The sequence below is a fragment of the Variovorax sp. RCC_210 genome, from assembly GCF_041355175.1.
Lineage (GTDB): Bacteria > Pseudomonadota > Gammaproteobacteria > Burkholderiales > Burkholderiaceae_C > Variovorax.
Genome location: NZ_JBFUPJ010000004.1, coordinates 299,398 through 312,059 on the forward strand (window position 1 = coordinate 299,398; position 12,662 = coordinate 312,059).

The 12,662-nt window shown below is 70.7% G+C and carries 6 protein-coding genes; all 6 read right to left on the reverse strand.

All coding sequences use genetic code 11. From position 1 onward, the window contains the following. Positions 1 to 31: 31 nt before the first annotated feature. The 6 genes from AB6807_RS16230 to tssK all read right to left on the reverse strand — a co-directional run bounded on the left by AB6807_RS16230 (position 32) and on the right by tssK (position 12,496). Positions 32 to 2,626, reverse strand: a complete 2,595-nt coding sequence (locus AB6807_RS16230) for a hypothetical protein (protein WP_371085378.1) — start codon at positions 2,624 to 2,626, stop codon at positions 32 to 34. A 330-nt stretch (positions 2,627 to 2,956) separates the two neighbouring features. Continuing rightward, entirely contained in the window at positions 2,957 to 5,071 is a 2,115-nt protein-coding gene (locus AB6807_RS16235) for a serine/threonine protein kinase (protein WP_371085379.1), read from the reverse strand. A 49-nt stretch (positions 5,072 to 5,120) separates the two neighbouring features. After that, positions 5,121 to 5,834, reverse strand: a complete 714-nt coding sequence (gene tagF, locus AB6807_RS16240) for a type VI secretion system-associated protein TagF (RefSeq protein WP_371085380.1) — start codon at positions 5,832 to 5,834, stop codon at positions 5,121 to 5,123. A 154-nt stretch (positions 5,835 to 5,988) separates the two neighbouring features. Then, entirely contained in the window at positions 5,989 to 9,681 is a 3,693-nt protein-coding gene (gene tssM / locus AB6807_RS16245) for a type VI secretion system membrane subunit TssM (protein WP_371085381.1), read from the reverse strand. Then, positions 9,681 to 11,108: a DotU family type VI secretion system protein gene (locus tag AB6807_RS16250; RefSeq protein WP_371085382.1), complete on the reverse strand. Its 1,428-nt coding sequence runs from the start codon at positions 11,106 to 11,108 to the stop codon at positions 9,681 to 9,683. The genes tssM and AB6807_RS16250 overlap by 1 nt, the downstream gene beginning before the upstream one ends. Before the next feature lie 8 nt (positions 11,109 to 11,116). Next, positions 11,117 to 12,496 carry a type VI secretion system baseplate subunit TssK gene (tssK, locus tag AB6807_RS16255; protein ID WP_116911576.1) on the reverse strand — a complete coding sequence of 460 codons (1,380 nt, stop codon included), beginning with the start codon at positions 12,494 to 12,496 and terminating at the stop codon, positions 11,117 to 11,119. Between the last annotated feature and the right edge of the window lie 166 nt (positions 12,497 to 12,662).

A 12,662-nucleotide genomic window follows, 5' to 3' on the forward strand; every position in this document is an offset into this window, starting at 1 on the left:
AGGCCCGGAACGCGTTCGCCCCGCGCTCCCGTCACCGCACCAGCGAATCGATCCACCGCGCCACCAGCAGCTGCTCCTGGTCGAAGTAGTGCGTGTGCGCGCCGGTGCCCAGGCACACGTCGTGTTCAGCGGTCGTCATCGCCGTGGTGGCGGGCGACGGCGCGTACAGCGGCGGTTCGGTCCACAGCCAGCGCCCCACGTAGTCGCCGGTGGCGTAGGCGTTCACCCAGCGCACCACGCCCACGTCGCCCACTTGCGCCGTCGCCACCCATTCGTACAGGCGCGGAAAGCGCGCCATATAGAGCTGGCGCAGCGGGCAGCCCGCGGTGAACAGGTCGACCTTGCCTTCCAGCTGCGACCACAGCCGGACCACGCGGTCGTCCGGGCTGGTGCGCGCCAGCCAGCGGGCGCGGTGCTGCAGGTAGCGCAGCAGCTCCGCCGAGATCACCGTGCCTTGGCTGTGCGCCACGATCACCACGCGGTCGTAGCCCTGCGCGGCGATGCTCTCCAGCAGCGCCACGTAGCGCGAGAAGATGCGCGCGCGCGGAATGGCATGGCGCGGGAACTCGCGAAAGTGGTTGTCCACGTCCAGTGCCACGTCCAGCGGCAGGCGCAGCCACGGCACGTAGCGCGACAGCACGCCGCCGAAGGCCGACAGCGCCGCGGCGGCGGTGGCCGCGCTGAGCACCAGCGGCTTGAGCACCAGCGCCGACAGCTCGCCCACCTCGCGCGCCGCCGCGCCCACCCAGCCGTCGGGCGCGACGCCCAGGCGCGCCAGCGCCAGCAGCACGCCCACGCCGCAGGCCATGAGCACGCTGGCCATGGTCAGCCCGGTCACGAAGCCGTCGAGCCGCCGGTAGCCGCCGGTGAGCCAGCGGCCCAGCGTGAGCGAGGTGCCCACGGTCTTCTTCACCTCGGCGAGCACGCTGGGCACCAGCACCACCACGAGGTACGCCGCCAGCGCCAGCGTGAGGCCCGCGGCCAGCGCGAAGGTCTCGGTGCTGCGCTGGTAGCGCAGGTGCAGAAAGCTGGCGCCGTCCACGAAGCACATCAGCCCGCTCTTGAAGACCAGCGGGTCGTAGTCGACACGCGCCGCGCCGAACTCCACGAAGGTGGTCAGCAGCGCCCAGATGGCCATGGCCATCGCGACGAAGGACGCAATCGACACGAACAGGCCCAGCCGCCCGGTGGCCACGCTGGCGCGCGCGGGCTGGCCGTCGCGCGCCGCCCACTGGCCGACGAAGGCCCAGGCAATCAGCAGCCCGCCCGCCAGCAGCCACCAGATGACGATGCCCAGCAGCAGGTACTCCACCGTGCGCAGGCCGGCGCGCACCCAGTCGGCCAGTTCCCCCGCGCCGTTCCCGGCGATGGACGCCATGCCCACGTGCACCAGCAGCGTGGCCGCCATCGCGCACAGGAACACCAGCCCCGCCGCGCGCATGGCCGGAAAGCGCGTGTCGGCCACGCGCAGGGCGTAGTTGAAGACCACGCCCAGCAGCGCCAGCCAGCTCAGGCCGATGAGCCAGTGCGCCCACGGCGCCGGCACCAGGCACAGCAGCACGGCCGCCACCACGGCCAGCACCACCGCCGCGCCGCGCCCGGCGGGGCGCGCCACGTGCAGGTAACAGCAGCCCCACGCGGCCAGCGCCGGCAGCAGCAGCGCCAGCACGATGTGCAGCGCCCGCGCGTGCGGCGCGGCCAGGCCCAGCCCGGCCACCACCAGCCCCGCCAGCAGCAGTTGCAGGAACAGGTTGGCCAGCACGCCGGAAAACGCCCAGTCGAGCGCCATCTGCAGCTTGGCCAGCGCGCTCCACGCGAAGGCGCGCGTGCTCTTGTGCCGCTCGGCGTACAGGCTCGCGCGGTCGACCGCGTCGCGCCCCAGCTGCGACAGGCGGAACACCATGGTGAACAGCTCGGTGACGATGCGCGGCAGCACGCCCGAGAGCCGCGACAGGTCGGCCCAGTACATCTCGTGCACGTCCACGTGCTGGGTGGTGACGCCCTGCCCGCCCTGCCCGCCCTGGCCGCTGGTCACGGCCTGCCTGCCCTGGCCGCTAGGCACGGCCTCGTGCCGGACCATGCGGATGCGCGTGGCCTCGTAGGCCTCGTGGCCGGCGCCCTGCCACTTGAACAGCAGGTAGTCGCTGAAGGCGATGCCGGGGTCGGCGGACATGAGGCGCGCGGGGGCGGACAGCAGCTTGCCGGGGGCGGCGGTGCCGGCCTTGGTGGTGGTGGCGCTGGTCAAGCCTGGTGCGACTGTCGCACCTTTTGCCGCTGGCGCGGCTGGCGTTCCCCCGTCAGGCACCGCGCGAGCCACCTGCGCGGTGCTCCAGTTGTCGCGCAGGAAGTCCGAGCGCACCGACTGGCGCAGCGCCTTGCCGAGAGACGGCGCGGGCGCCGTTGCGGCACCTGTGGCGTTCGGCGGCGGATCGCGCGGCGCCACGCGCTTGCGTTCCGCGCCTTGTCCCTGTGCATTCGAGCCACTCTCGACCATCGACAGCAGCGGCGGCACCGCCACGATGTAGCTGTCGCAGTCGCCGCGGCTGTAGCGCGCTTTCGGGGCGCCGGCGTTCACCATCAGCGAGGCGATCGCGCGGGCCGTGTCGCCGAGCTTCTGGTCCGCCACGCCGTGGATGGCGACGATGGCGACGCGTTCGGCGCGTGGCGTGCCGGACGGAGGCGATTGAGCTGGCGCAGGCGACTGAGCCGGCACAGGCGCCGGAGACGGCGCAGATGCAGCAGTCGGTTCAGGCTGTTCAGGCTTTCGAAGCGTGTCGGGAGGTTCGGCCGGTGCGCTCATGGCGTGCTCGTCGCGGGGCTCCTTCGGGGAGAGGCATTGTTCTCCCCGGGGGCCGCGCGGCGCCATCCCGCAAACGCTGGATGCGGAGGCCTAGCGCTTTAGGCCTATGAGGGCTTCGTCCAGGCGCTGTGACGGGCCACGGGCCGTCGTGGCTGCCTACTTGAACTCGTGGCTCACCACCGGCGCCGACTTGCTGTCCTGCACCGTCACGCGCTGGCGGAACACTTCCAGGTCGCCGTTGCGCACTTCGATGTTGTAGATGCCCGGGCGCAGCGGCAGCGACTTCAGCGGCGGGCTCACGCCGCGGTCCGCGCCGTCGACGAACACCTGGCCCCACGGGCGGATGTTGAAGCTCACGCGCCCCATGCCCGGCGCCGCCGCAGCGCCGGCAGCTGCCCCGGCCGCCGGCGTGCCGGGCGGCACGGCGGTGCCGTCGGCCACCACGGTCGGCGGCGAGACGCGGTTGATCTCGGCGATGGCGTTGCGTGCCTCGCGCGCATGCAGGCCGCGGCGGTAGCGGCGCAGGTAGGCCTCGTAGCCCTCGCGCGTGTTCTCGGCCTGCGCCAGGTTCCAGTCCTCGGCCTCGGCGGTGGCCAGCGCGGCATCGGGCGGGATGGTGGTCGGCGGTGGCGTGACGGGCACGTTGTCGAGCGGGGTCAGCGGGCCGGTGGAAGGCGCTGCGGGGGTTGCGGGCGTTGCAGCAGGGGTAGCAGGCGTTGCGGACGGCGTCGCGCCCGCCACCGTCGCGGTGCTGCCCGCCGTGCTTCCAGCGACAGGTGCCGGCACCCCATCGGTGGCCGAAGGCGCCCCCGACGCGGCAGGCGCCGTGTTGCCCGCCGGCATGGCCGCTGGCGGCGATGCAGTGTTCGACATCGGCGCGCCGGGCGGCGGCACCGGCACCATCGCGGTCGATGTCTCCTGCTTGGTCGCGGTCAGGCGCAGGCCGATCCAGCTGCCCACGGCCACCAGCGCGACCACCAGGCCGCCGACCAGCAGCCACGACAGGCCCGACGACTTCTTCCTGGCGACGGGACGCGCGTCACCGGCATGGCGCGGCGAGGCGGACGCCGCCTTCCCCTTGGCCGATGCCTTCGCCACCTTGGGCTCCGCAGCGCCACCCATCGCCGCCGCGGGCGGCGTCGCGAAGCTGGGCGCGCCCGTCGGCTCCAGCGGCACCGGCGCGGAAGCGGGCGCGAACTGTTGCGGCGCAAGCTCCGGCGGCGGCGGTGCCGACGGCACCGGCGCCGCCGCGATGATCACCGTCGGCGCGGCCATGCCGTTCACGTAGATGTCGCCCAGCCGGGTCAGCCCCAGCTCGGCGGCGAAGGCGGCCACGGTCTGCGTGCGGTCCTTGCTGTGCACGGCCAGCGTGTGGTCCACGGCCGCGCAGAAGGCCGGGCTCAGGTCGGTGCGGCCCAGTGACGACAGCGGCACGAAGGCGTCCTGCACGCTGCGCACCACGGCCGAGGGCGGCGGGTTGCCGGTCACGGCGCGGTACAGCACGGCGCCCAGCGCGTACAGGTCGGTCCACGGGCCCTGCAGCAGCGTGTTGTCGTCGGCGTACTGCTCGATGGGCGAGTAGCCCGACTTCACCATCACCGCCACCTCGTCGACCAGGTCGGCAATCGACTTGCGCGCGGCGCCGAAGTCGAGCAGCACCGGCAGGTCGTCCTGCTGGATGAAGATGTTGTCCGGCGCGATGTCGCGGTGGAAGCACTGGCTGCGGTGCAGCGTTTCCAGCGCGCCCAGCAGCGGCCCGAGCATGCCCAGCAGCCAGGTCTCGGTGACCTTGCCCGGCTCGGCCTCGGCCAGGCGGCGCAAGGTGCGGCCCTTGTAGAGCTGGATCGCCATGTAGGCGGTGGAGTTCGACTCCCAGAAGCGATGCACCCGCACCAGCGCCGGGTGGCTGAACTGCGCGAGCGTGCGCGCCTCGTTGATGAAGCTGCGCAGGCCGGCCTCGAAGGTGGCGGTGAGCCGCTCGGAGCGCACGTGCACGCTGTTGTCGCCCACGCGGCGCGCGAGCATCGAAGGCATGTATTCCTTGATGGCCACCTCGCGCTGCAGCGAGTGGTCGTACGCGCGGTAGACGATGCCGAAGCCGCCCTCGCCGATTACCTCGAGCAGCTCGAACTCGTCGAGCCGGTGGCCCACGCCGAGCGGGTGCGGCCTCTCCTGCGAGTCGTGCGTGTCTTGCGGGTCGTGCGTGCTTCGTGGATGGGCCGGCGGGCTGTCCAGGGCCGTGCCCGTACCGGTGCCGTGTGGGGTCGTCATGCGCTTTCTCCTCCTGCGGGGCCGTGGCTCTCGTGGCTCGTTCGACGTGTCATGCCCATGGCACATGCCCCTGCGAAAACAATTTCGAAAACAGCGGTGTGTTGAGTCCCCCGCCATGGGCGGCGGTGCGCAACGGCGACCCGTCGGCCTGGTTGGTCCACCAGTAGCTGGTGCTGCCGAAGGGGTCGAAACACAGTGGAAGCTCGGGCCAGCCCAGGCGCTGCTGGGCGCTCTCGCCAGCGGCTGTAGGCCCGAGGATGGACAGGATGTCGTCCGAGCCGCCGCTGGCCGTGTGAAAGCCCGCGCGGCTCGCCGCCAGCACCTGGGCGTCGAACTGGTCGGGCGCCACGCCGTGGCGAATGGCCTGCAGCAGCGCGTTGCCGCATTGCCAGTACCAGGCGGCCGAGCCCTCCAGCACCGACGGCCGGTAGTTGCGCGCGGCCACCTGCAGCGTGACGCACACCGGGTAGTAGCGGCCCACGCGGTCGCAGCTGGGCGCGATGCAGCCGAACTGCACGGCGTCCACGCCCTGCGTACCGGGAATCGCGAAGTTCCAAACCGGCGCCACCGCGTAGTGCCGCGTCATGGCGTCGGGCCAGCGCTTGAAGCTGCCCAGGCCGTTCTGCATCCACCGGTCCCACCAGGCCTGCAGCTCGCGCGGCATGCGGCGGTAGAGAAAATCGCCCGCGCCGGGCAGCTTGCCGTACCAGCCGACCTGCTCGTCGACGGGAACCCAGGCGTGCGGTGGAATGCCGCTGTTCATGCAAGGCCCCCGCGTTGCTCCTTCCCCCTCTGGGGGAAGGTCGGAATGGGGGCAGGCAGGGCGCTCGATGGACACGCCGCCTGCCCCCACCCCTGCCCTCCCCCAGCGGGGGAGGGAGAAAAACGATTCGCCATACGCGAGGTGATGTTCATGCCTACGACTTCCCCGGGCACGAAAAGCTCGTCATCTGCGGCAGCCGCAGCGGGTTGTAGACGCTGTTCGCCGTCACCGCCAGCACCACCTTCTTGCCCTGCAAATCGAAGGTCGCGTTGAACGACTCCGGCGACTTGCCCGCCGAGATCGAGGCCTTGTCGAACAGGCGGTGCAGCGCCCACGGTCCTTCGGTGACGATGCCGCCGGCCGGCGTGCCGTTGGCCGTGGTCACCTGCAGGCGCACCTGGTTGCTGTTGCGCGGGCCCGGCCACTTCACCGTGGCGGGCGCCTGCGGGCCGTGCGCGTAGCGCACCGTCTGGCCGTCGATGTCGAGCGTGAACTGCGTGAGCGCGGCGTCCATGTCCTCGGGGCGGATGTCGAGCGTGAACGACGGCGTGCGCCCGCCCGCCATGCCCGAGAAGAACACGTCGCGGATCGCCTGCGCCTTCTGGAACGAATCGAGGTAGCCCGAGCGACCCGAGGCGCTGCCGTCCACCCCGCGCTTGAAGGCCCACGGGTTCACAGAGGTGTCGACCTGCGTGATGAGGTTCTTCTGGAAGAAGTCGTCCATCATCCCGCCCGGCGCGAACAGCTGCGCGAAGTCGCCCGAGGCCACGTCGCGGCTGGAGCCGCGCGAGAACGGATAGCGCCCCGCGATCGCCTGGTTGCAGAACGAGCCGATGCTCGCCGCCGCGCTCTGCCCGATGTTCTGCCGCGTCACCGCCGCCGCCTTCGAAGACGCCGTGGCCGACAGGTCGTTCAGCATGCCCTGGAAGGGCACCGGCAAGCGCCCCGCCTCCGCCTGCACCTTCGTGACCGCGTCGCTCGACGGCGGGATGTTGCCGCTGCGCAGCGCGCTGTCGGTGGCGGTAAGAAAGGTGTAGAGCTCGTTGATGAGCGCGGCCGTCGCGTCGATGGGGGCCTGCCCGCCCTGCTTGGGCGCGGTGACCATGCGGCGCAGCGGCTCGAAGTGGTTGTCCACCAGCGACTCGGGCCGGTCGAGCTGCGTGTTGCGCCGCTGGCTGCCATCGGGCTGGCCGATGAGCTGCTCGATGCGCTCGCGCGTGGTCTGCACCCGGTTCTGCGCCTGGTCGAGCAGGCTGCGCGCGGCCTCGTCGTGGTTGCGCAGCAGGTCGGTCTCGCGCGCGGCGCCGCGGATGATGCGCGACATGGGCGACTCCGCCGTCGACAGCACGCGCGTCATCTGGATGCTCTGCAGCAGCGAGCGGCTGTCGGCCAGCCGGATGTCCACCAGGTACTCGTCCCACACCCTGATGTAGTCGGTGAGGTACAGCCTGCGCACTTCGCGCAGCAGCAGCTCGCGCGAGGTGATGTCGGCGATGCCGGGCGCGCGAATCTGCAGCACCCAGCGGTCTTCCTGCTCCAGCGACAGCGTGGTCTCGGCGATGCGCTTGTCGAAGATGTCCCAGTAGCCGCGGTAGGTGAACAGCGTGGAGATGCCGTCGGTCAGCGGCTTGCCGCTGGCCCGCCGGATCACCAGCGCCGACTCGGCCCCGCCCGCTTCCGCGATGGAGAAGGCATTGGGCGCGCTGGTCTGCAGAAGAATGCGCCGCAGCCGCGCATACGAACGCTGCGCCAGCGGCACGCCCGCCAGGCGCTCGCGCGTCTGCATCACCAGCCGCTCGTCCTTGGCGAAGGGCGACGTCAGCACCCGCCCCGCGAACAGCGCTTTCAGGTGCGACTCGAGGTTGGTGCGCTGCTCGCGCGTGAGCGACGCCCCGATCTTGCGGTCGACGTCGCTCAGCAGCCAGGCCTGCAGGAAGTCGGCGTCGTAGCGCTCGGCGTCGAACAGCATCAGGTAGGCCTTGAGCGCCTCGTAGCTGTATTCGGCGTCGGTCTTCGAGGCGTCGCGCAGCGACTGCTCGATGCGCTGCGCCGCCTGCGGCAGCAGCACCGTTTCCAGCGCGCGCTGGTACACGCCGTCGGTGGCGGCCTGCAGCTTCTCGCCCTGGTACAGGCCGAAGCGGTACGACACGGGCGGATCGCCGATGTCGAACTGGTTCGACCTGGGCAGGTCGCGCAGCCTGTCGAGAATGAGCAGCGAGCTCGCGATGTCGCCGCTGGAGTCGACCACCGTGGGCAGCTCGCCGCGCGCCGCGGCCTTGTTGAAGGCCTTGGCATTGCCGTCGACCTCGGCCACGTAGTCCTTGTTGTTGCGCCAGCTGTTCACGCAGGCGCCCAGCAGCAGCACCAGCAGCACGCCGATCACGCTGTAGCCGGCAATGTCGATGGCCCGCTTGCGCCGGTACCAGCGCAGGTTGGTGCCGGCCACGCCCGCGTCGCGGAAGATCACCTGCTGCAGCAGCTCTTTCAGGAAGTAGCTCTTGCCCGGGCCCGGCGGCGGCGCCGGCGGCGCGTTGACCTGCAGGTAGCGCTTGATGGCGCCCATGACGCGGTCGAAGGCCGTGCCCTCTTGCGTGCCGCTGGTGAAGTACACGCCGCGCAGCATCGACGCGGCCTCGAACTTCGAGGGGTTGAACACGTCGGCCAGGAAGGTGCCCAGGATGTCCTCGAAGCTCGCGAACTGCTGCGGCAGCAGGTAGGCCTGCGCGCGGCGCATCGGGTCGGACTCGGCCGCCAGCAGCTCGGGCAGGCGCTCGTCCAGGCGCTGGTGCAGCAGCTTGTATTCCTGGTGGAAGCGCTCGCGCAGGTCGCCGCTGCCCAGCGGGGCCGCGCCATTGCTTGCCTTGTTCGCCTTGCTCGTTTTTCCGGCCTTGTTCGCCGGGTTGCCCTGGATCGGAAAGGTGAAGCCCCACACCTGCTGCCGCTCGGCGCGGCCCAGCGAGCCAAAGTACTCGTTGAAGCCGGCCAGCAGGTCGGTCTTGGTGACCAGCACGTACACCGGAAAGTCGATGCCCAGATCGTTGCGCAGCTCCAGCAGCCGCTTGCGCAGCGCCATGGCGTGGCGCGCGCGCTGCGCGTCGTCGGCCAGCGGCAGGTCGGCAATGCTGATGGTGAGGATGGCGCCGTTGATCGGCTGGCGCGGGCGAAACTTCTTCAGCAGCTCGATGAAACCCTTCCACTCGCCCTCGTCGGTCTCGCGGTTGCTCTCGTGCGTTGTGTAGCGGCCCGCGGTGTCGATCAGCACCGCCTCGTTGGTGAACCACCAGTCGCAGTTGCGCGTGCCGCCGATGCCGCGCACCGCGGCCTTCCCAAGCTGGTCGGCCAGCGGAAAGTCGAGGTCGGAGTTCACCAGCGCGGTGGTCTTGCCCGAGCCCGGCGCGCCGATGAAGATGTACCAGGGCAGCTGGTACAGGTACTGCCGGTCGAACAGCGAGAAGCGGCCCTGCCCCTTGCCCTGGCCGTCGGCGCCTTCGCCGAAGCGCATGTTCTTCAGGATGGCCGTGGCGTCGGTGAAGCCGCTTTGCAGCTCCTTGATCTCGGGCGCGTCCTCGGGCCTGGCCTCTTTTTCCTTCTTCGACGGTGTGCGCAGCTGGTTGAGCAGCTGCGCGTTCAGGCGGCGCTCGCGCCACTTGCGGTAGACCACCCGCGCAAGCCAGATCGCGAACATCAGCACGATGACCACGATGCGCACGATCTCGTCTTCGAGCGGGCGATAGCGGCCCACGGCAATGGCCGGGCCAATGACCCAGATCAGGAAGGCCACCGCCACCAGGCCCAGGAACACCCACAGGTCGCGGCTGATGAGGAAGCGGAAGATGGCGCGCAGCATCAGCGGGCACCTCCGGCGGGTTGCACAGGCAAGGCAGCGGGGGCCGGCACGCCACCGGTGCCGCCGACAGGCGCCACCAGCAGCGTCACTTCCACGCGCCGGTTGCGCGCGCGGTTGGCCGCCGAGTCGTTGGGCGCCAGCGGGTCGGCGTCGCCGCGGCCTTCGGCGCGCAGGCGTTCGGGCCGTGCGATGCGCTGCGAGATCATCTTCTTCACCGCGTCGGCGCGGGCCTGCGAGAGTTGCCAGTTGGAGGGAAAGCGCACGCTGCGAATCGGCTGGTCGTCGCTGAAGCCGCTGACCAGCACGTTGCCTTCCACCGCGTTGAGCGCATCGGCCACGCGCGCCAGCACCGGCGCGTAGCGGTCGAGCACGCGGTCGGAGCCCGAGGCGAACAAGCCGTCGCCGCGCAGCACCACCACGCTGCGGTCGGCCTCGTCGCGCACCGTGAGCAGGCCGTCGCGAATCTCGGGCTCCAGAAAGCGCTGCAGCCGCGGCTGCGGCGCGGGCATGACCACCGCGCGCGCGGCCTGCGGCAGCCGCACGGCGTTGACCGCCGCGAAGGCACCGTCGGAGGTGCCCGCCAGGTTGAAGGTGAGCAGCGCGAAGGCCAGCACCAGCAGCACCGCCGCCACCGCGCCCACGGCCCACACCGGCAGCCAGTTGCGCGTGCGGCGCACCGGCGCGCTGGCGTCCTGCCAATGGGGAGACAGCGGCACCGCGATTTCGCCGCGCGTCTGCCGAATGATCTGCAGCAGCCGCTGCTTGAGCGTCTCGAGCTGCGTGCGGCCGTTGTCGATGACGCGAAAGCGCCCCTCGAAGCCCATGGCCAGGCAGAAGTAGATGAGCTCGATCAGGTGCAGGTGCTGCTGCGGGTTCTGCACCAGGCGGGACAGCAGCTGGAAGAACTTCTCGCCGCCCCAGGTCTCGTTGTGGAACATGACCAGCAGGCTCTGCGACGACCAGATGCTGCCGCCCCAGGGCGTGAGCGCCGCCGCCTCGTCGACCGCCGTGCACAGGCAGTAGCGCGCGCCGATGATCACCTCGGGCGCGATGCCCGCTTGCTGCGCGCGCGTCTCGAAGCGGCGCACCTCGTCCACCAGGTGCTCGCGCAGCTGCGCGGGCGCGGGGTGGTGGCCGGTGGCGCGGATCTGCGGAATCAGGTCGAGCAGCGGGTTGGCCGCGGCCACCAGCGGGTTGTTGCCGGCGATGGCGGTGTCGCCCGCATGCGGGCGGCGCGCGTCGTGCCAGGCGGTGAAGGACTCGGGCTGAGCGCCGAGGCCGCGCGGCGAAGTGCCGTCGCCTGTGCCGTTCCCCAGGTCGTTCCCCAGGCCGCCACCCATGTTGTTGCCCGTGCTGCTGCCCATGGCGCCGCCGCCCGGGTTCGGCGGCACGAACCCGCCCGGCCCCACGGCCATGTCGTTGTTCATAGGCTCCCTCACGGACGGATCGCCCAGAACTCCATGGCCAGACCCGGAAAGTCACCGGCCAGGTGCATCGCGACACCGCCCGACTTTTCGAGCTGGCGCCACATGTCGCCGCTCTTGTCGAGTTCGAAGTAGTGATAGCCCGCGTTGTACGGAATCTGCCGCGGCGCCACCGGCAGCGGCCGCACCACCACGCCGGGCAGCTGCAACTGCACCAGGTCGCGAATGCGCTCGACCGAGCCGATCTTCACCTGCGTGGGGAAGCGCTGCTGGATGGCCTCGGCCGGCAAGTCTGCATGCACCGCGAGCACGAAGCCCGCGTTGCGCACCAGCACCGGGTCGGGCATGCGGCCCACGCGCACGCCATGGCTGCGCTCTTCGAGCTCGATGGCGATGGCGCTCTGCTCCAGCACCGCCGAGAGCGAACGCCGCAGCTCTTCCATCAGCGGGCGAATGCTTTCGTTGAGGTTGTCGTGGTCGTACACCGGCCACACCACCGGGCGCCGCGTGGGCGAGGTGTGCGTGGCCAGGTGGCAGGCCAGCTTGAGCCAGTCGACGAACAGCGCCTCGGGGTGCACCTGCACCGCCTGCTGCGCATGCCAAGTGGTGGCGAGGTAGCGATTGACCAGCTCCAGCAGCAGAAAGTCGGACACCTCGCTCACGCCGCCGCGCCCCGGTTGCGACAGCCGCGAGGCCAGCGCCTCGGAGCGCTGCGTGAGCAGGCCGTGCAGCTCCGCGACCATGCTGCGCAGCATGGCGTGGGCCGAGGCGTCGAGCACCGGCGGTATGTAGTTGGCGTCGACCACCAGCTTGTGGTCGGTGCGCCGCTCGATCACGCGCACCGCGCCAATGGCCTGCCACTCGGCCGTGAGCGACGACGCGCGCGCCAGCCGCAGGCGCGGCGCCGCGAGCTGCAGCGTGGCCGGGCCCAGCGCCACGGCGTTGCCGTCGTTCACCTCGCGCTCGATCACGCCGAAGCGCGCGGCCGAGCCTTCTTCTTCCGCGAAGATGACTTCTTCGCTGCCGGGCCTGCGCAGCGGCAGCGCGAGCACGATGAGTTCGTCGGTGAGGTCCGGGGGCACTTCGTAGGGAAGCGGCGCGTCTTCGGCGTTGAACGAGAACGGCGTGCCGTCGGGCAGCACGCCCGCGCCGCCGAGCAGCGACACGCGCCCCAGCGCGTAGGCGTCGCGGTCGATCTCCAGGTGCAGCCAGCCCCAGTAGGCGCCTTGCAGTCCGGCGGTGCGCCGGGTGACGTACTGCTCGACGTAGCGCTCCAGTTGCTGGAAGTGCTGCGGCCGCAGGTACATGCCTTCGGACCACACCACGCGATTTGCCAACGCCTGCGGATGAGCGCCATTTCTTGCGGCGCCCGGATTGCGGACTGTCACCAAAGAACCTCCTGAATCTGCTCAACGGAAACGGGAGATGCGTTGATGAACGACCTCCCGATCGATCTGCTTTTTTATGCGTCCGATGCTACACGGCGCGTCTTTCTTTTGGCCTGGCTTTTCATTCACCGGCACTCGCCTTCTTTCGCACTTTGTTCGTACTCAGGTG

Bases quoted from the DNA above. Each gene is read 5' to 3' on its own strand.
- AB6807_RS16250 (WP_371085382.1), bottom strand. From the start codon at position 11,108: ATGAACAACGACATGGCCGTGGGGCCGGGCGGGTTCGTGCCGCCGAAC.
- AB6807_RS16235 (WP_371085379.1), bottom strand. From the start codon at position 5,071: ATGACGACCCCACACGGCACCGGTACGGGCACGGCCCTGGACAGCCCG.
- tssM (WP_371085381.1), bottom strand. From the start codon at position 9,681: ATGCTGCGCGCCATCTTCCGCTTCCTCATCAGCCGCGACCTGTGGGTG.
- tagF (WP_371085380.1), bottom strand. From the start codon at position 5,834: ATGAACAGCGGCATTCCACCGCACGCCTGGGTTCCCGTCGACGAGCAG.